This window comes from Stenotrophomonas sp. CFBP 13725 (assembly GCF_014841935.1).
GTDB lineage: Bacteria > Pseudomonadota > Gammaproteobacteria > Xanthomonadales > Xanthomonadaceae > Stenotrophomonas.
The window spans coordinates 39,065-59,013 of the sequence record NZ_JACYUV010000001.1; the positions used below are offsets into that span (position 1 = coordinate 39,065).

Below are 19,949 nucleotides of genomic sequence, written 5' to 3' on the forward strand. Positions count from 1 at the left end.
CCCGTGGCATGGCAGGCTGCGCCCGCTATGATTCAGGTACCTATCCGATCCCAGGGTCCATTCCAGGATGAATGACGCCAGCAGCACAAAGCCCCCGCGCAAAGGCGGGGAGCGTGCCGTCACCGTGACCGACATCGCCCAGGCGATCGGCGTGTCACGGGCGACCGTATCGCTGGTGCTGCGCGGCAGCCCCTTGGTGAACGTGGATACGCGCGCCAAGGTGGAAGCCGAGCTGCGGCGACAGCGGTATGTCTACAACCGTGCGGCGGCGAACCTGCGCCGTCGCACCTCGTCCAGCGTGGCGCTGGTGATCAACGACCTGTCCAACCCGTTCTTCGCGGAATTCGCCGCGGGCGTGGACGAGGCGCTGGGCGAGCAGGGGTATGTGACGCTGCTTGGCAGTACGGGTGAATCGCCGCAGCGCCAGCAGGCTGTGCTGGGCACGCTGATGGAGCACACGCCGGCGGGCCTGATCCTGTCGCCGGCCGAGGGCAGCGACACCGCACAGGTACGCCAGGCGTTGGGCCCCACGGCCAACGTGCTGCTGTTCAATCGTGCGCTGGTCGGGGCGGACTGGGATTTCCTGGCGCTGGACAACCAGCAGGGCGCGTACCTGGCGACCCGCCACCTGATCGAGCGCGGACACCGTGACATCGCCTTCTTCGGCGGTCACGCCGATTCCAGTTCCTGCGAACAGCGCCGCGCCGGTTATCAGCAGGCGCTGGCTGAAGCGGACCTTGCGGTGACGCCGCAATGGCTGATCGAATCAGCGCCCAACCGTCTTGAAGCCGCGCGGCGGGTGGATGAGCTGTTTGTCGATGGCCTGCGTCCGAGCGCAGCCGTCTGCTACAACGACACTGTGGCGCTGGGCCTGATGCTGGGCCTGACCTCACGCGGCATCCGTCCGGGCGGCGACTTCGCCGTGACCGGGTTCGATGACATTCCCGAAGCGTCGGTGGCGGTGCCGCCGCTGACCACGCTGACCGTCGACCCGCGCGCGCGCGGTCGGCAAGCCGCCGAGCTGCTGCTGCAGCGCGTACAGTCTCCCGATGCGCCGCCCGTGCGCACCGTTGCCCCCGTGCAGCTGCGCATCCGCGAAAGCAGCGCGGCCCGTCCGAACTGACTCCCTTCCACATTCAACCTACGCGCACCGAGGCGCGAACCCGCATGCCGATTTCATCAACGCCCCGTTTCAACACCACGCCCGGGCAAGGCGCACCGCCGGTCAACACCCGCATGGCGCTGGGCGTAGCCACCACGATCTTCTTCATGTGGGGCTTCCTGACCTGCCTCAACGACATCCTGATCCCGCATCTGAAGGCGGTATTCGAGCTCAACTATGCGCGCGCGATGCTCGTGCAGTTCACCTTCTTCGGTGCCTACTTCCTGATGTCGCTGCCTGCGGGCCGGCTGGTGGCCCACCTGGGCTACAAGAAGGGCATCGTGGCCGGCCTGCTGATCGCCGGCGTGGGCGCGCTGGGCTTCTGGCCTGCGGCCGAGCTGCGTGAGTACAGTGCGTTCCTGGGCGCGCTGTTCGTGCTTGCTACCGGCATCACCGTGCTGCAGGTGGCCGCCAACCCGTACGTTGCGCTGCTGGGGCCGGTGGAAACCAGTTCCAGCCGCTTGACCCTTGCACAGGCGCTGAACTCGCTGGGCACGGCCATCGCACCGATCTTCGGCGGGTTGTTGATCCTCGGCAACACGGTGAAGAGTGCCGATGAAATCAATGCACTGTCGGTGGCCGAACAGGCGGCTTACCGCGCCGCCGAAGCGCAGTCGGTGCAGGGCCCGTACATCGGCCTGGCGATCGCGCTGGTGCTGCTGGCGTTGTTCGTCTATCTGTTCCGCCTGCCCACGCTGAGCGAGGCCGCGGAGAAGGTGGACGATGGCCCGCAGCAGAGCTACGGCGCCGCGTTGCGTCACCGCCACCTGCTGTTCGCGGTGCTGGGTATCTTCTTCTATGTCGGCGCCGAAGTGTCCATCGGCAGCTTCCTGGTCAACTACCTGTCGATGCCGACCATCGGCGGCTTCACCGAGCAGCAGGCCACCCATTACGTGTCTGCGTACTGGACCATGGCGATGATCGGCCGTTTCGCTGGCTCGGCGCTGCTGACCCGTTACTCGCCACGCCACATGCTGGCCCTGTTCGCCGCCATCAACGTGGTGCTGCTGGGCACCACGATGGCCAGCTCGGGCCAGGTCGCGCTGTACTCGGTGGTGGCCATCGGCCTGTTCAACTCCATCATGTTCCCGACCATCTTCGCGCTCGGCATCGAGCGTCTGGGGCCGCTGACCAACAAGGCGTCCAGCCTGCTGATCATGGCCATCGTCGGTGGCGCGCTGGTGCCGTACCTGCAGGGCGTGCTGGCTGACCATATCGGTCTGCAGCCGAGCTTCATCCTGCCGCTGCTGTGCTACGGCTACGTGATCTTCTTCGGCCTGTCAGGCGCCCGCCTGCCGGCCATCGCACCGCGCGGAGGCTGAGTCAGATGGGCAACATTGTCTGCTTCGGCGAGATTTTGATCGATCTATTAGCGCAGCCGCCGGCATCGCCCGAGCAGCCGCGGGCCTTCCTGCAGTACGCCGGCGGCGCGCCGGCCAACGTCGCCGTGGCCGCTGCCCGGCTTGGCGTGGGCACCCAGTTCGTCGGCATGCTGGGGCGTGACATGTTCGGCGATTTCCTGGCCGACAGCCTGCAGCAGCATGGCGTGGGAACCGACTTCATTGCGCGCACCGACGCGGCGAAGACCGCGCTGGCCTTCGTGGCGCTGGATGCACACGGCGAGCGCAGTTTCAGCTTCTACCGCCCGCCGGCTGCGGATCTGTTGTTCCGCGCCGCCGATTTCCAGGCAGGGTGCTTCGACCAGGCGAGCTGCTTCCATGTCTGTTCCAACAGCCTGACCGAGGCGGAGATCGCACGGACCACGTTCGAGGGCATGCAGCGTGCGCGCGCTTCGGGTGCGCTGGTCAGCCTGGACCTCAATCTGCGCCCGGCGCTGTGGCCGACCGACGCTGACCCGCTGCCGACGCTGTGGCAGGCGCTGGAACTGGCCGACGTGGTCAAGCTCTCGCGCGAGGAACTGGACTACCTCGCGGCCCCGCTGGGGCCGCAGGGTGCCGAGCAGGTGCTGCAGCGATTGCTGGGCGCGCACGCACGTTGGGTGGTGGTCACTGACGGAGCGGCGCCGCTGCAGTGGCATGCCCGTGACAGCAGCGGCCAGGTGGAAAGCTTCAGCGTGCCGACGGTGGACAGTACCGCCGCCGGTGATGCCTTCGTCGGTGGCCTGCTGACCGCCCTGGTCGAGCGTGGCGTGGATGCCGCCGGACTGCCGGCGTTCTGCGCTGATCCCACGGCGATGCGCGCGGTGCTGCGCTTCGGCGCCGCCGTCGGGGCATTGGCGGTGACCCGCAAGGGTGCGTTCGCGGCCATGCCGTCGCGCGCCGAAGTCGATGCCTTGTTGCAGCAACCCGAGGAGACCCCCTGATGACGCAGCCCCCCGACTTCCGTTCGCCCGCCTTCCTGCGCGGCCACATCGCCCACACGATGGCGTTCTACCATCCGCGCTGCATCGATCCGCAGGGCGGCTTCTTCCACTACTTCCGTGACGATGGCAGCGTCTACGATGCAGGGCATCGGCACCTGGTCAGCAGCACCCGCTTTGTCTTCGACTATGCGATGGCCTACCGCGAGTTCGGCGATGCCGCCTACCTGGAAGGCGTCACCCACGGCGTGCGTTACCTGCGCGATGTGCATCGCAATCCCGCGACAGGCGGCTATGCCTGGACGCTGCGCGATGGCGTGGTGGAAGACGATACCAACCATTGCTACGGCGTGGCGTTCGTGCTGCTGGCCTACAGCTGCGCACTGAAGGCCGGCATCGAAGAAGCGCGCGGCTGGATGGATGAAACCTGGCAGCTGCTGGAAACGCGATTCTACGAAGCGCCGTACGGGCTGTACCGCGATGAAGCCGACGCGCAGTGGAATTTCAGTGGCTACCGCGGCCAGAACGCCAACATGCACATGTGCGAAGCGATGCTGGCGGCGTACGAGAGCAGTGGCGAACAGCGCTATCTGGATCGTGCTTTGCAGTTGGCCGACATCATGACGCGCCGCCAGGCGGCCAAGGCCGACGGCCTGGTCTGGGAACACTACGACAGCGAGTGGAATGTCGACTGGAAGTACAACCTGGATGATCCCAAGCACCTGTTCCGCCCGTGGGGCTTCCAGCCCGGCCATCAGACCGAGTGGGCCAAGCTGCTGCTGATCCTGGACCGTCATGTGCAGGCGGACTGGCTGGTGCCGTTGGCACGCCATCTGTTCGACGTGGCGGTGGAACGCAGCTGGGACCGCGAGCGCGGTGGCCTGTACTACGGCTTCGCTCCCGATGGCAGCGTCTGCGACGACGACAAGTATTTCTGGGTGCAGGCCGAAACGCTGGCCACCGCCGCGGTGCTGGCGCAACGCACCGGCGACGCGCAGTACTGGGCGTGGTACGACCGGCTTTGGGCCTATTCGTGGGAACATTTCGTCGATCACCAGTACGGCGCATGGTTCCGCATCCTCGACGCGGACAACCGCAAGTACAGTGACGAAAAGAGCCCGGCCGGCAAGGTGGATTACCACACCATGGGTGCCTGCTACGAAGTGCTGAACGTGGTCCGGCCCAAGGCCTGAAACAGGAGCTGTCGGTAACGCCGGGCCATGCCCGGCGGATGTCCACCCGGCGGCGCAAGCCCGCCCACCTTCCAGGTATCGACATGCAGACCAGAATCACCTCGTGGTGCTTGGCCATTGCCGTGATGCTGCTGCTCATGCCAGCGCAGGCGCCCGCTGCGGTCCTGGACGCACGGTGGGAGTTCCGCCTGCTGCCCGGCAACGCGCAGGCGTCGGCGCATCCCCGCGCCAGCGCCTGGCGGACGGCGCAGGTGCCCGGCAGCGTACACACCGACCTGCTGGCCCACGCGCTGATTCCGGACCCCTATGTCGGCGCACCCGAAGCATCGCTGCAGTGGATCGGCCTGGCCGACTGGGAATACCGCGCCACCTTCGATGTCGCGGCCGCAACCCTGGCGCGCCCCCATGCCGAACTGGTATTCGAGGGGCTTGATACCTTTGCCGAGGTCGAACTCAACGGCCAGCCGTTGCTGCGTGCCGACAACGCGCACCGCACCTGGATCGCACGGGTGGAGGGGCGGCTGCAGCCACGTGGCAACACGCTGCGCATCGTGTTCCGCTCGCCGATCACCACGCTGCTGCCTAGCGTGCAGGCGATGCCGCACAAGATCGCGGGCAACTATCCGTCGCCCTATGGCGACGAGCCGCGCGATGCGATGGTGGGCAACTTCGTGCGCAAGCCGGCGTATCACTTCGGCTGGGACTGGGGCCCGCGTTACGTCACGGCGGGTGTGTGGCGTCCGGTCCGGCTGGAGACCTGGGGCGCGCACCGTATCGACGACCTCGCCGTGCGCACGGACCGGCTGGATGCGGATGCGGCACTGTTGACGGCACAGGTTACGGTGCGGCACGAGGGCGCGGCGGCCTCGGCGCTGCTCGACGTGGACGTGCGCGACCCGGAGGGCCGCATCGTGGCGCGTGCACAGCACAACGCGTTGTTGCAGCCGGGCGAGCAGCAGATCGACGTGCTCCTGCAGATCGACCAGCCCCGCCGCTGGTGGCCGGCCGGCCAGGGCGCGCAGGACCGCTATACCGTGCACGCGTCACTCGGTCGCGATGAGGATCCCGCGTTGCGCGCAGAACGCCGCATCGGCCTGCGCAGCATTGAACTGCGGCGGAAGGACGATGCCGACGGTGGGCAAGGCTTTGCCTTCGTGATCAACGGACGCGAGGTATTCGCCAAGGGGGCCAACGTCATTCCGTTCGACGCGTTCCCTGCGCGGGTGGCCACGTCGCGTCTGCGCACGATCCTGACCGCAGCGCGCGACGCCAACATGAACATGCTGCGCAACTGGGGCGGTGGCTATTACGAAGACGACGCCTTCTTTGACATCGCCGACGAGCTCGGCCTGCTGGTCTGGCAGGACTTCATGTTCGGTGGCGGCATGCAGCCGGGCTATGATCCGGCGTTCCGCCAGAGCGTGGTTGCGGAAGCGCGCGACAACGTCCGCCGCCTGCGTCACCACCCCAGCATCGTGTTGTGGTGTGGCAACAACGAAGAAGAGACGGCCTGGAAGGATTGGGGGCATGGCCGCGATCTGGAGAAGGCCGATCCTGTGTTCGCCGCCAAGGTGTGGCAGGGCTATGTCGATCTGTTCGGCAACGACCTGCGCCGGGTCGTGGCTGAGGAAGCGCTGGGTGTGCCGTACTGGTCCAGCTCGCCGAGCAACGATCTGGACACGAAGGCCAACGACTCCACGCGGGGCGACAAGCACTACTGGCAGGTATGGGGTAATCCGGCGCTGCCGGTGACGGCCTACCTGCGCGAGACTCCCCGCTTCATGTCCGAATACGGCCTGCAGTCATGGCCGTCGCAGGCGATGGTCGACCGCATTGCGCCGCGCGCGGAACAGCGTATCGACAGCCCGGTGATACAGGCGCATCAGAAATTCATGGCCGGGCAGGGCAACGAACGGCTGCTGCACTACATCCGCCTGGGCTACGGCGAACCGCGCGATTTCGCCGCGTTCCTGTATCTCGGCCAAGTGATGCAGGCGGAGGGCATCCAGTTGGCCGCGCTGCACCATCGCGCATCGCGCCCCTACACGATGGGCTCGCTTTACTGGCAGCTCAACGATGTGTGGCCGGGCGCTTCGTGGTCCGGCCTGGACCATGACGGTCACTGGAAGGCGCTGCATTTCCAGGCGCGGCGCTTCTTCGCCGACCTTGCGGTGGCGGCGTTGCGCGATGACGGCGTGACCCGGATCAGCCTGTTGAACGATACGCCCACACCGCAGCGGGTTGACTGGCGGCTGCGGGTGATGGCCTTGGACGGTCGTGAGATAAGCCGTAGGCAACAGGCCATCGTGCTCGCGCCCGGTTCTGCGACCGAGGTCGGGCGGCTGGGGGATGCCCGAATGCTGGGGGTGGAGGACCCTGCGCGCACGATTGCCGTGGTCGAGCTGCTGCAGGATGAGCGGGTGGTGTCGCGGCAGGTGGTCAGCTTCGTCGAAGCGCGCGATCAGGCGCTGCAGGCCGACCAGGTGCAGGCGAGCCTGCAGGGCGAGGGCGATCAGCTTGAGGTGGTGCTGCAGGCGCGGGGTCTGGTGCGTGCGGCGTGGATCGACTTCGGGCTGCACGAGGTGGTGCTGGAAGACAACCTGCTGGACCTGCTGCCGGGTGAGCGCCGTGTGCTGCGCGTACGATCTGACCGTGACGCCGCGACGCTGCGCGCGGCGCTGCGCGTGCAGACGCTCGGCGATAGTCGCGGGGTACACGCAGTGCGGTAGCGCCGAGCCATGCGCGGCGGATTTTCGCGGGAAGGCCCCCGCCGAGCATGGCTCGGCGCTACCGGGATATCGCGGGTGCCGCCGTCACCAGTTTATCGGGGTCTGGTAGCGCCGAGCCATGCTCGGCGAGCGCAGCGGCGAGACCGTCAGAACGCGATCTGCTGGAAATTCTCCACCCGCTCGTGGCCGTGCGTCGCTTCACCACTGCGTGGCAGCGGGTAGTCGTCCAACCGATCCAACAGCCGCGTCTGCAATCCGGCGTCGCGCGCGGCATCGAGCTCTTCCACCACATCGGACAGGAACAGGATCTCGCCGGCCGGCACGCCGATCGCATCGACAATACGGCGGTAGCTTTCGGCCTCGCGCTTGCCACCGATTTCCGTGTCGAACCAGCCCGATACCAGGGCGGTCAGGTCACCGGCGTCGCTGAAACCGAAGAACTGCTTCTGCGCCGGCACCGATCCGGACGAATACACATACAGCGGCAATCCCGCGGCATGCCAGCCCTTCAGCACGGCGGTCACTTCCGGATAGAAGTGCGCCTTGTAATCGCCATTGCGGTAGCCGGTCTCCCAGATCTTGCCCTGCAGCGCTTTCAGCGCGGTGTGCTTGCGGTCCTGGTCGATCCAGCCCTGCAGCGTTTCCGCCACCAGGCTGTCCTGGCAGGCACCGCCGATTTCAGTCGCCACGGCGGCCAGCCACCGCCGCACGTCCGGTTCGTTGCCGTGGGTCGCGATGAAACCGGGCAGCGCCTTGCGCGCATACGGGAACAGCACGTTCTTGACGAACGAGATGCTGCTGGTGGTGCCTTCGATATCGGTGAGGATGACGCGGGGCTGCATGGCGATTCAGTCCTGGGTAGGCACGTAGCGGGGGAACTTCTGCGCGATGTCGGTGCCGGTGAAATGCCCGACCCAGCCATCGGCTTCGGTGAAGAAGCGGATCGCCACGAAGCTCGGCTCATCGCCCATGTCGAACCAGTGATTGACACTGTCCGGCACGGCGATCAGGTCGTTCTTGACGCACTCGATCTCGTAGACCTTCTCGTCCACGTGCAGGGTGAACAGCCCGGAGCCGGCGACGAAGAAACGCACTTCGTCCTCCTTGTGGAAGTGTTCGTCGAGGAACTTCTTCCGCAGCTCGGCGCGGTTCGGGTTGTCCGGCGCGATCGAGGCCACGTCCACGCTCTTGAAGCCGCGCTCGGCGACCAGCCGATCGATGTCGCTGCGGTAGGCGGCAAACACCTCGTCCTGGCTGGCGCCGGGGGCGACGGGCTGGCTGGCGGTCCAGCGCTCGAAGGTTACGCCGATCTTCTGCAGTTCGGCGGCGATCTGCGCACCGTCCTGGGTATCCAGCAGCGGCGCGTCGGGGGCGGTGTCGTTGTAGATGCGCAGTCGGCTCATGGCGGCAGCTTGAACAAAGTGGGGGAAGACAGGGTAGCAGCGCGGCGGGCGGGGGTCAGATTCCAATCCGGCATCTGACCCGGCACCCACGGCGTGTCAGTTGCGCAGGCGGCGCAGCTCCAGCTCGCAGTGGAACAGGAACTCGAAGGCTTCCAGATGGCGCCGCGCTTCGGCCATGTCGCGGCCCCATGCGTACAGGCCGTGGCCATCGATCAGGTAGCCCCACAGGCACTGCGTGTCCAGCAGGGCATCGACCTGTGCCGACAGCACGTCCATGTCCTGGGTATTGGCGAACACCGGCACGTCGATGGCCATTTCGTGCGTGCTGTTGCCGGCGAAGGCCTTCAGCAGCTCATAGCCTTCCAGGCGGATGTGGCCCTGCGGGGCATACAGGCGCGAGGCGATCGTCTGCACCGGCGAATGCGTATGCAGCACGCAGCCCACTTCCGGAAAGCGGCGATACAGCTGAGTATGCAGCAGGGTTTCCGCGGACGGGCGCAGCGGGCGGCCTACGGCCTTGCCGTCGAAGTCCACGACCATGATGTCGTCTTCGATCAGCCGGCCCTTGTCGCGGCCGGAGACCGTGATCGCGGCATGGTGGTCGTCCAGCCGATGGGAGAAGTTGCTGCTGGTCGCCGGCGTCCAGCCGGCCTGGGCCAGCTCGCGGATGTTGTCGATCAGCAGCTGCGCCAGTTCACTCAGGCGCTGGGTGTCGTAGGGGAAAGAGGGCGCGTTCATGTGGGCATTTTACTGGATTCGGTCAGCCGCTGAGGCTCTGCAGTTGACCGGGGCGGAAACCGTTGGCCAGCGGGGCGACTTCACGTCCCGCAGCCTCAGAATCCAGTCACCCAATGGCGTCCGGTTTTCCTCTTGCTGCAACAATTTCTCGAGCGCATAAGAGATCAAGAGGGTCGCGGATGGTGCTGCTTGGAAGCTTGCCTTGATTGCGTGAACCTGATGAGCAATAGGGTTGATCTTGTTGTCGACGACGTGCCTGTGAGCGGGAGGGGACGCAGGTAAAGGGATTATCGAGTTTCAGGATCGGGTCGGAGATTCGTCGAACTGGCAAAAGTGATGAGGCCATCGAGCCGGGAGTGTGTTGTGGCTAATGAACTTTTTCGCCGCGAAGCATCGTCAGACGAAGGGCAGCGATGCCTGGGAGACGTTGTTCTCGCCGGACCGATATCCAGGTGGCCTCTAGTCTTTCTTGCTCTCACGCTGACAATTTGCATTGGTGTTTTCCTATGGTTTGGTCAGTATTCGGGTCGTGAAACGGTCACGGGTCAAGTAGTGCCAAGCAGTGGCTTGCTCAACATCATTGCTCTCAGCCCAGGCACGGTGGCACGCGTCCATGTGAAGGATGGTCAGGCCGTCAATGCAGGCGCGGCCTTGATCGAGATATCAACCGAAAAAGGAACATTGCGGTCCGAGGCGATCCACGCCCTGATCAACCGGACACTGGATGAAAAGGCTGATCGTCACCACGCCGATCTGCTTCTGCAAATACAACTTGCGCATCATCAGGCTGACGCATTGCGTACCCGCGCCTCATTGATTCGGCAGAAGTTGGTTCTGGTGGAGGCGCAGGCCGCGCTTCAACGGCAGGAAGTCGAAGATTCAAGTGCTTTGCTGGAGCGTATTAAGCCGCTTTCAGGTAATGGATACGTCTCAATATTCGAGATCCAGCGTCAGACGGCAGTGGTACTCACTGCTCGGTCCCGGCTCGCGGAACTGCAGCGCGAGAAGATTGATTTTCGTTCGCAACTCGCCACAGATCTGGACGCATTGGCGAAACTTCCTTTGGACGAAGCGGGTCGGCGTAATTCAATCGGAAGGGAGCTCGCTGATGTGGAGAAATTGCGCGCCGAGAACGAGTTGCAACGCGGCATGCTCCATCGCGCCGGGGAAGATGGTCTTGTTTCTGCATTACTCGTCAAAGCCGGTCAGATGGTTAGTGCCGGTCAGCCGATCATGTCCATACTTCCAGAGCGTGCGAGGCTGCGAGCGCAGCTATTGGTGCCCAGCCGGGCAATTGGCTTTATAAGTCGCGGCAATCGTGTAGTTCTGCGGTACGACGCATTCCCTTATCAGAAATTTGGGCAGCAGTTTGGTCGGGTCGCGACTATTTCTCGCAGCGCTCTGACATCAGCAGAACAATCTGCCTTGACTGGCAGTCTCACACCAATTGATATGGGGCCGGTCTACCAGGTAGATGTTGATCTGGACCGTCAGTACGTCTTGGCTGACGGGCTCCATCACAGGATAAGGCCCGGGATGGCGCTGCAGGCAGACGTCCTCCGAGAGCGCCGGCGGATCGTTGAATGGCTGTTTGAGCCAATGTTTGGTATCCGGCGCCGTCTGCTTGAGGTAGGAGCAAATGAGTAGCAGTCCCTTATCGCGAGCAGCACATGGAGTGGAGCAAAACGCGCAGGCGGCTTTTCAGTCTGAACTACGCTTCGGCTGGCGCCGCGTGACACCTTTGGTCCTACAGGCAGAGGCTGCCGAATGTGGCTTAGCGTGCCTTGCCATGGTCGCAGGCCACTATGGTCATTACGTTGACTTGGTGATGCTGCGGACACAATTCGGATTGTCCCAGAATGGCGCCACCCTGAAGCGGATTATGCAGGTAGCGTCTTCACTCTCCATGGAATCGCGAGCGCTAAAGATTGAAATGGAAAAGTTGGACAAACTGAGATTGCCTTGCATATTACATTGGGATATGAGCCATTTCGTCGTGCTCTGCAAGATTGGAGCCCGCGGTGCTGTAGTTCACGATCCCTCCCGCGGTATCCGAAGGCTGTCGATGGTGGAGGTGTCCCGCCATTTTACCGGAGTTGCCCTTGAGTTGATTCCAGCCACAGATTTTCGGCGAGCCAGCAGATGTGCCACTGTATCGCTTCGTAGCATGCTGGGGACAATAAGGGGGCTCATACCGGTCGTACTGCAAATTCTAGGGCTTGCTCTATCTCTTGAGACTTTCATACTCGTTGGCCCATTTTATCTGCAGTGGACGGTAGATCAAGTAATCATATCGTCCGACCGCGACCTTCTAACGTTGTTGTCGGCCGGATTCGCGATTGTCGCGTTCTTTCAGATTTTGTTTACGTCAGTTCGAGCCTGGATTATCAACTGGATGGGTGCCATAACTTCATTGCAGTGGGGAAGTAATATAGTTGGACATCTGCTCCGGTTGCCATTGAGCTGGTTCGAGAAACGGCACGTGGGTGACATCGTGTCGCGGCTCGCCTCAATACAAGCTATACAAAGCACGTTGACGACGCAGTTCATTGGGTCATTGCTGGATGGATTCATGTCATTTTTGACCCTGCTAATCATGGCTAATTACAGCGTCCGCTTGGCTTCCATGGTTGTGGGGATGTTCCTCCTGTACGTACTGCTTCGGTGTGCTTTCTTTGGACCATTGTGGCGGGCAAATGAAGATCAGCTCATTTATGCGTCGCGACTGCAAAGTGATCTATTGGAAAGTATTCGCGGAATCTTGCCGATTAAACTTGCAAATCAACACGATGCCCGGCGCGCTCGATATTCAAATGCAACCGTGCAGGTGATAAATCGCGGAACCCGTATTCAACAGCTGAATATTTCCTTCGGTGCTGCGAATGGACTCATTTTTGGATTAGGACGGGTTGTATTGATCTGGGGTGCGGCCTTATTGGTGATGGAAGAGGAAATCTCAGTTGGAATGATGGTTGCTTTCGTTGCATTCGCAGACATGTTCATTTCTCGTTCGACGGCCCTGGCAGATAAGTGGGTCGATTTCAGAATGCTTCGTCTTCATGCAGAGCGGCTGGCCGACATTGCCCTCAGTGAACCCGAAGCAGCCGATGGCGAGGCCTGCTGCGCAATGCCCGAGGATTCGAGCATCGAGGTCAGAAATGTCAGTTTTCGATACTCAGATGGGGATCCATGGGTGCTGAAGAACTGCAGCCTGAGAGTGGAGTCTGGGTGCTCGATCGCGATTACTGGCCCCTCTGGATGTGGCAAGACTACGCTTGCCAAGATCATGCTTGGTCTGCTGACACCTACCGAAGGAGAGGTGATTTTTGGCGGACGGAGTATCGGCGAGGTGGGCCTTGGTCGCTTCAGGAGCGTAGTTGGTGCAGTGATGCAGGACGATCAGTTATTCGCGGGAACGATTGGGCACAACATCAGCTTCGGAGATCCAGATTCAAATGATGGGCGCATTCGAGAGGCTGCGGAACTCGCTGCAGTGAATGATGATATTCAGGCGATGCCAATGGGCTATAGAACCTTGGTTGGCGACATGGGCTCCAGCTTATCAGGAGGGCAAAAGCAGTTGGTGATTTTGGCCCGAGCACTGTATCGCCGACCCCGCCTCTTGGTTCTGGACGAAGCAACCAGTCATTTGGATCTGGAACGCGAGCGACGCATCAACGCTGCAGTAAGGGCGTTGACCACGACGCGGGTAGTGATCGCTCATCGGCCAGAGACAGTACAGAGTGCGGATGAGATGTACGAGATGACGAGGGAGGGCTGAGCGATGCTGAAACCAAAACGTCAAGGAAGCAATGATTACTGGGTGATTAGTCTACATGCTGTCGATAGGAACTTCGTCGGATTGGTGCCTAAATATGTAAAAAATTGGCTGACGCTGGCATGCGTTTCTCTTGGTGTGCTCGCTACGACAAATGCGTGGGCCCGGAAGCCAGACTGTCTCTTGGGAGGACTTGAGGTGGACATGGCTACTTCCAAAGCGACCCTCCGGGTGGCAAGCGAGAGTGTCCCTATGTTGGATCTGCAACGATGGCAGGCATCCGATTTCTCTAGGCCCGGCGATTATGTGTTTACGTTGGATATCAGTAGCACCGTACTGCCAAAAGGGAGGGAGTACCCGATGGTCATAAAACTGGGGCCCCAAACCGTGGCGATCAACGTTCGCCACCTGATAAATTCTGACGGTTCTAAATTTGACCGACTCTGCAGCAGCTTGAATCTAGGTCATCCGACGGGACGCAAAGATCCACCAGTGGCGCTGCTCCAAGGCTATGCACTATTTGTTGGTGGTCACGCGATGCCAATTGCGAACGTTCAAGCCGATCAACGTGTACCACAGAAAGTTCTGAAAAAATATGAAGGCTGGTTGAGGCGGGCGCAGGTGTTCTATCGGAATGCGCTTGGGCCTGAAAAAATTGATTTGCACTCGATGATATTTCTTGTCGAAGGTGGCGCTGATGCTCGTAAGGGATGTGAATTCAATGGAAGCTCGCTGCCGGGCCTCTTGCTAATTGGCGTGCGCGAGGGCTGCTTTTCTGCATCTGCGCGGTTCGCCGAAGAGCTCCCACGCTTCATCGCGCATGAAGCATTTCATCAATGGAATCAGGATATCGAGAAGGTTAGGTACCTTGCTCCCGAAACGAGAATGATGCTGCTTGAAGGTGGAGCGCAGATGGCAGCTAGTCTGTTTTTGGCCGAGGCAGGTGGAAGAGAGCAGCGCGGTACCGCACATGATGTCGCTGCGGCCGCCGAATCATGCGTCGATCAAGCAGGGGGTCAGCGGCGGAGCCTAAAGTTACTTTTAGCTGAGGGTGAACATCAGCTCGCCTACTCGTGCGGGATGGTTTACACGTTTCTCAGACTAGTTCGAATCAATCAGGACCCCGCCATCGCCTTAGGTCCGTTATGGACCTACCTCTTGCAGTCTGCCGTCTCGTCCCCGGCTCCTGGAGATGTCGCTCTCAACGAGGTCTTTGGCGGGGAAATCCTACTAAAGGATAATTTGGTGGAAATTTTTGCTCAGAATGGATACATGCTCCACGCTGAGACGGGTGACTTGAGCAGGGGGCAGCAGTTCCGTGTCGCTGTGGAACTGATGAGGGAAGTTTCTCGGAACGACTGCAGGGGAAAGTACGGGTTGTTCACAGGTGGCGGCGAGGTTGTGATAGACCCGGAGATCAAGGGCTGTCGTTCATTGCGGGTCGGGGGAACACCCATATCAGTTAATGGATTCAATCTTAGAAACCAGGTGATGCTTGCCAGGTCTGCATGGCTTTCAGCCTGTCAGAGTAAGGGGAACGTAAGGGTTGATTACTCAAGCGATCATGCGGCGCCGTCTATGGTGTCGTGCCGCTCCCCTCCGGCCTATCTGTACTCGCCGCTTCGCCTTTCACCCATAACTTATGGGGATGCTCATGAATGATCTGGTCCCGATCCGCAGGCTGCATGAACTGCAGGTGATAATAAAGGTAGCCGAGCGCTGCAATCTTGCCTGCAGCTATTGCTATTATTTCTTCATGGGGGACGACTCCTATAAGAAGCGCGATCCGATAATGAAGTGTGATAAGTTCGTGCTTGTCGCTGACTATCTCAAGAATGGGGTCAGGGATCTTGGGATTCAGGACGTAAAAATTGTGTTTCACGGTGGGGAGCCCACCCTGATGCGTCCGCGGGATTTCAGGCTTCTGGTTTCTGCCTTGTCTGACGCTTTGGCTCCCATTTGCAGGGTTAGCTTCGGAATCCAGACAAATGGTTATCATCTTTCGCGCGAGCTGGAGGATATCCTATCCGACTTCGGTATCACCGTTGGAGTCAGTCTCGACGGTCCCGAACAATACAATGATCGATTTCGGCTGACCCATAGAGGTAAAGGGTCGCATAAAAAAGTAACGAAAACAATCTACCGGCTGCACGAACTGGAGAGAGAGCGCAGGATAAATACAATAGGAGTTCTGAGCGTTATTGAGCGTGAAACCCCGATTGAGGAAACGTTTAATCACTTTGTTGACGATCTAGAGTTCGGCTACATGGGGTTCCTTCTGCCGGACAGGAGTCACGACCATCCGTTTGCTGAAGGAGAGTCTGCCGCCCAGTATGGCGACATGCTGATAGCGCTCTTCAACAAGTGGCTTGATCGCCAGGATGTGTCCGTAAGGGAGGTGGCAAAAGTTATTAGTTACTTCCAGAGATATATTCCAAGCCAGGTTGAGCCCGCGGATATCTTTGACAAAAGGACTCACGTGGTGGTTATTCAGAGCACGGGTGAGGTCAGTTGTGACGATTCATTGATTCCGGCACTGGAGTGGCGCTTGTCGCAGCGTGCTTACTCAATCGTAAACTCTTCTCTGTTGGACTTTGTTAATGATCCCGGGCTATTAACTCTCGACGAAGCTCGCTTGAGACTTCCAGATGACTGCGCCGGTTGCCAGTGGAGGAAGATCTGCGGAGGAGGCGCGTTAGAGAATCGATTTAGCCGCGCACGTCAGTTCGACAATTCCAGCATCTACTGTGAGGGGCTGAAGAAGTATTATGCCTACATTGCGAATTATCTCATTCATAATGGGTATCCTCATTCGTTGATGCAGAAAATTCTGGATATTGAAGGGAGTGCGAATCCAACAGTTGCCATTTAGGTTCTTTCCCTGCCGTCGGTGTAAACTGATCTGTTGTTACTATTTAACGTTATTTCGCTATGGCATTTGTCGAATCCGGTCGCTCTCGACGAAGCTGAACTGGCCCGCGGCCGTCCATGAGGTACTACTTAAAAAGGAACCTGTAATGAATGCGGATGACAAGGATCCCCGGGGTGCGGAGTTGGTTGCAAGACTCCTGACGCCTCAGGAGATAGAGGCGGTCTCTGGCGGTGATTTTACGACTTATGGACAGAGTGGGAACGGCTACTGCAAGTTCGATCAGTCGAGTGGTGGGTACAGCCAGAATTGCCCGAAGCCGTCGGACCCAATTATTGAGTAACGTTTTTTACATTCGTGGCAGGGCAGTCATAGATTGCCCTGTCCTATGGTGATGACATGCAGTACCGAAATCTCGGAAAAACGGGGCTGAGTTTGTCCGTGCTTGGCATTGGCACTTGGTTGAGCGTTGGTCAGCGACTGAGTGAGGCGGATAGTCTGAGATTGCTTTCGAAGGCGTACCATCATGGGATTAATCTCTTTGACACAGCGCAAAACTATGGCTGGGGTGCCACGCAGAGCGCCTTGGGCAGGGCGATTCATCTCTCGGGATGGGAGCGGGACTCGTACGCCATCTGCAGCAAGGTCTTCTACGGAGCTCGGCCTGAAGGAGTCCTCAGGCCAACCCAGCGGGGCCTGAGCCGAAAGCATCTTAGAGAGGAATGTGAGGCGGCATTGAGGCGGCTGGGCATCGACTATCTTGATGTTTACCTGTGCCACTCTCGGGATCCGAGTGTGGGCATCGGAGAGATCGTTTGGACCATGCATGCTCTCATCCTGCAGGGGAAGGTGCTGCACTGGGGAACCTCCAATTGGCCCGCTGCGCTGGTTACCGAGGCGCATGAGTTCGCGCTGTCCAATCACTTGATTGGGCCATCTGTGGAGCAGCCGGAATACAACCTTCTCTCGACGCATGCTGTGGAGCATGGCCTCTATGAGCTGGTTGATCGGTTTGGAATGGGACTTCTCACTTGGTCGCCCTTGAAGCAGGGAATACTTGCGGGCCGCTATGATCAAGGCGTGCCCTTTGGCTCAAGATTTTCGTTCCAGGACTTGAGAACGCTGAGGGATAGCGCAGGTGAGGAGCGATTTCTTCAGTGGGTAGGGATGTCAAAACGTGTTGGAGAAATCTCCGACGTGTTGGGTGTAACGCGAGCTCAGCTTGCTGTTGCATGGTGTCTGAGGAACCGCCACGTCACTAGTGTTTTGCTTGGCTGCTCTGGGGTAGGACAACTAACAGAATGCATAAAGGCCGTAGAGATTGCTGGGTCAATCACGTCCGATCTATGGCTTGAGCTTCATTCACTTGGGCAGTTGAATTAGGCCAGCTTCCACTAATATGTGAATTGCCCCGGGTTTTGAATCGCCCCGGCGTTTCCGGAGGCTCCAGTTGACCTGGGTCAAGCGCAAAGAGACCGACACCGGCGTGCGTGAGGGCGTCACCACGTCCGAAGCGCAGCGCGTCAAGGAGCTGGAGCGCGAGAATAAGGAACTACGAGGGTCCAACGAAATCCTGAAAGTGGCCAGCGGGTTTTTTGCCCAGGCGGAGCTCGAGCGCCGATTCAAGTCTTGAGAGAGCTGATCGATACGCATCGCGATACGTTCGGGGTCGAGCCGATCTGCAGGGTTCTACAAATCGCCCCGTCGGGTATCGACGGTATGCGGCGCTCCGGCGCGATCCACAGCAGCGCTGTTCCCGTGCCCACAGCGACGACCTCCTCGCGTCTGAGCAAGAACGCGCGCGACCGTCAGCAGCACTGGCGCTGGGAGAGCTGCAACGCCAGCATGCGTGCGAAGCTGGAGCATCCCTTCCGGGTGATCAAGCGCCAGTTTGGCTACAACAAGGTGCGCTACCGTGGCTTGGCCAAGAACAGCGCGCAGGTACGGACGCTGCTTGCGTCGTCCAACCTGTGGATGGCACGCCGGCAGTTTCGGCAATGGGATAAATCCATCTGGAGGTGCCCAACGGCGCCTCCGAAACCCCACCTTCATCGAAATCCACTGCAGCAGGTGGTTGCGGGATGCGCTCGCCTCATGACTCCAGTAGTGCGGGCGATCTTCACAGACCTTCCCTTGTGCGCATCCGCTTCCGTTCCTCACATAGCGGGAGGCCCTGACTCCGCGCTGCCTGGTGGTCTACATGTGTGCTCTTAATTCACCCTGCAATTTTTTGGGGATTTCTGCGATGGGAAGCGTCATCAATATTCATAGCCGGCAAGGTGCAGCCTATTTCCCGCGCAGGCGGCTGTGGCGGTAGCCGTAGCCGAAGTAGATGGCGAAGCCCACCGCCGTCCACACGCCCATCAGCATCCAGTTATGGAACGTCATGGCCGACAGCAGCGCCAGGCAGCTCAGCACACCCAGGCTGCACACCAGCCACGCGGCGCGGATGCGGAACGGCCGCGGCAGGTCCGGCTGGGTGCGGCGCAGCACCAGCACGCCGGCGCACACCGCCGCGAAGGCGATCAGGGTGCCCATCGAGGTCAGCTCACCCAGCACGTCCAGCGGGAACAGAGCCGCCAGCAGGGCAATGCCGATGCCGGTGATCACGGTGTTGATGTGCGGGGTGCGGTACTTCGGATGGATCTTGGTGAACAGCGGCGGCAGCAGGCCGTCGCGCCCCATGATCATGAAGATGCGCGGCTGGCCGATGATCATCACCAGCACCACCGACGACAGGCCCACCAGGGCGCCGATTTCCACGACGACGCGCAACCAGCCGAGCGTCGGGTGGGCGGCTACGGCGGTGACCACCGGTTCATCGGTCCCCAGTAGCTGATACGGCACCAGGCCGGTCATCACCGCGGCCATCGCGATGTACAGCACCGTGCAGATCACCAGTGAGAGCATCATGCCGATCGGCATGTCGCGCTGTGGACGATGCGATTCCTGCGCCGCCACGGACACCGCTTCAAAGCCGATGTAGGCGAAGAACACCATCGCCGCGCCACGCAGCACACCTTCCATGCCGAACTGGCCGGGACCGGTGTTTTCCGGGATGAAGGGATGCCAGTTGGCGGTGTCGACGTACTTCCAGCCGACGGCGATGACCAGCACGATCAGGCCCGTCTTCAGGATCACCATCGCCATGTTCATCGCCGACGACTTGCGGATGCCGTGGTAGCACAGCCACGTCAGCGCCAGCACCAGCAGCGCGGCCGGCACGTTGGCGATGGCGCCGGTGGGGCGCAGCTGCCCATCCAGCGGTGCGCTGACCAGCGCGGCAGGCAGGTGGATGTCGAAGTGGCTCAGCAGACTGAGGAAGTAGCCGGTCCAGCTGACCGCGACGGCCGACGCGGATACGCCGTATTCCAGCACCAGCATCCAGCCGATGAACCAGGCCGCCAGCTCGCCGAAGGTCGCGTAGGTGTAGCTGTAGGCACTGCCGGATACCGGCACCATCGCGGCGAACTCGGCGTAGGCCAGTGCACAGAAGCCGCAGCAGATGGCGGCCAGCACGAAGGACAGCATGATCGCCGGCCCGGCGTGGTTGGCGGCGGCCTGGCCGGTGATGACGAAGATGCCGCCGCCGATCACCGCACCGATGCCCAGCGCCGTCAGTCCCCATGGCCCCAGGGTACGGGTCAGGCTGAGACCGTTGGCGTCTTCATGGGCGGCGTGCGGATGCTTGGTGGCCCACAGTTGCTTGAGCATGGTGTGATGGTCTTTCGGTGCGGGCAGGCCGAAGGGCCTGCAA

Annotated in this window: 14 protein-coding genes, 2 pseudogenes and 1 other annotated feature; of the genes and pseudogenes, 12 read left to right on the forward strand and 4 right to left on the reverse strand. The window is 60.9% G+C overall.

The annotated features are described in order from the left end of the window. Nucleotides 1–67: 67 nt before the first annotated feature. The 5 genes from IFT65_RS00155 to IFT65_RS00175 all read left to right on the forward strand — a co-directional run bounded on the left by IFT65_RS00155 (nt 68) and on the right by IFT65_RS00175 (nt 7,404). Complete coding sequence (locus IFT65_RS00155; RefSeq protein WP_192079200.1) at nt 68–1,123, forward strand: LacI family DNA-binding transcriptional regulator; 1,056 nt, start codon at nt 68–70, stop codon at nt 1,121–1,123. 44 nt (nt 1,124–1,167) lie between these two features. Beyond that, nucleotides 1,168–2,484, forward strand: coding sequence for a sugar MFS transporter (locus IFT65_RS00160; RefSeq protein WP_188324191.1), 1,317 nt, complete (start codon nt 1,168–1,170; stop codon nt 2,482–2,484). 5 nt (nt 2,485–2,489) lie between these two features. Beyond that, entirely contained in the window at nt 2,490–3,485 is a 996-nt protein-coding gene (locus tag IFT65_RS00165) for a carbohydrate kinase (protein WP_192079202.1), read from the forward strand. Next, on the forward strand, nt 3,485–4,675 hold the full coding sequence (locus tag IFT65_RS00170) for an AGE family epimerase/isomerase (RefSeq protein WP_192079204.1): 1,191 nt from the start codon (nt 3,485–3,487) through the stop codon (nt 4,673–4,675). The genes IFT65_RS00165 and IFT65_RS00170 overlap by 1 nt, the downstream gene beginning before the upstream one ends. An 83-nt stretch (nt 4,676–4,758) precedes the next feature. After that, entirely contained in the window at nt 4,759–7,404 is a 2,646-nt protein-coding gene (locus IFT65_RS00175) for a glycoside hydrolase family 2 protein (protein WP_192079206.1), read from the forward strand. A 146-nt stretch (nt 7,405–7,550) separates the two neighbouring features. Here IFT65_RS00175 and mtnC read toward each other — a convergent pair whose 3' ends face one another. From mtnC to IFT65_RS00190, 3 genes are all read right to left on the reverse strand, one after another. After that, nucleotides 7,551–8,246 (reverse strand): acireductone synthase, encoded by a 696-nt coding sequence (gene mtnC, locus IFT65_RS00180; protein ID WP_192079211.1) that lies wholly within the window; start codon nt 8,244–8,246, stop codon nt 7,551–7,553. Between the two features lie 6 nt (nt 8,247–8,252). Further along, nucleotides 8,253–8,807: an acireductone dioxygenase gene (locus tag IFT65_RS00185; protein WP_192079213.1), complete on the reverse strand. Its 555-nt coding sequence runs from the start codon at nt 8,805–8,807 to the stop codon at nt 8,253–8,255. 96 nt (nt 8,808–8,903) lie between these two features. Beyond that, the gene (locus IFT65_RS00190) at nt 8,904–9,545 is read right to left on the reverse strand and encodes a methylthioribulose 1-phosphate dehydratase (protein ID WP_192079215.1); all 642 of its coding nucleotides are present in this window, start codon (nt 9,543–9,545) and stop codon (nt 8,904–8,906) included. Nucleotides 9,546–10,112: 567 nt separating this feature from the next. On the opposite strand from IFT65_RS00190, the gene IFT65_RS00195 reads away from it, so the two are divergent. From IFT65_RS00195 to IFT65_RS00225, 7 genes and pseudogenes are all read left to right on the forward strand, one after another. After that, the gene (locus IFT65_RS00195) at nt 10,113–11,192 is read left to right on the forward strand and encodes an HlyD family efflux transporter periplasmic adaptor subunit (RefSeq protein ID WP_249404967.1); all 1,080 of its coding nucleotides are present in this window, start codon (nt 10,113–10,115) and stop codon (nt 11,190–11,192) included. Continuing rightward, nucleotides 11,185–13,326 (forward strand): peptidase domain-containing ABC transporter, encoded by a 2,142-nt coding sequence (locus tag IFT65_RS00200; RefSeq protein ID WP_192079219.1) that lies wholly within the window; start codon nt 11,185–11,187, stop codon nt 13,324–13,326. The genes IFT65_RS00195 and IFT65_RS00200 overlap by 8 nt, the downstream gene beginning before the upstream one ends. A gap of 201 nt (nt 13,327–13,527) precedes the next feature. Continuing rightward, nucleotides 13,528–14,985 carry a hypothetical protein gene (locus IFT65_RS00205; protein ID WP_192079221.1) on the forward strand — a complete coding sequence of 486 codons (1,458 nt, stop codon included), beginning with the start codon at nt 13,528–13,530 and terminating at the stop codon, nt 14,983–14,985. Then, complete coding sequence (locus IFT65_RS00210) at nt 14,978–16,195, forward strand: radical SAM protein (RefSeq protein ID WP_192079223.1); 1,218 nt, start codon at nt 14,978–14,980, stop codon at nt 16,193–16,195. Before IFT65_RS00205 ends, IFT65_RS00210 begins: the two co-directional genes overlap by 8 nt. 396 nt (nt 16,196–16,591) lie before the next feature. Continuing rightward, nucleotides 16,592–17,575, forward strand: coding sequence for an aldo/keto reductase (locus tag IFT65_RS00215; protein ID WP_192079225.1), 984 nt, complete (start codon nt 16,592–16,594; stop codon nt 17,573–17,575). 73 nt (nt 17,576–17,648) lie between these two features. After that, nucleotides 17,649–17,991: pseudogene (locus IFT65_RS18560) on the forward strand (IS3 family transposase); the annotation flags it as partial. Beyond that, nucleotides 17,780–17,896: a sequence feature (AL1L pseudoknot), on the forward strand. (Overlaps the previous pseudogene by 117 nt.) A 22-nt stretch (nt 17,992–18,013) precedes the next feature. Next, nucleotides 18,014–18,198: pseudogene (locus tag IFT65_RS00225) on the forward strand (transposase); the annotation flags it as partial. A gap of 280 nt (nt 18,199–18,478) precedes the next feature. On the opposite strand, the gene IFT65_RS00230 reads toward IFT65_RS00225, so the two are convergent. Beyond that, entirely contained in the window at nt 18,479–19,906 is a 1,428-nt protein-coding gene (locus tag IFT65_RS00230; RefSeq protein WP_192079229.1) for an amino acid permease, read from the reverse strand. Nucleotides 19,907–19,949: the final 43 nt, after the last annotated feature.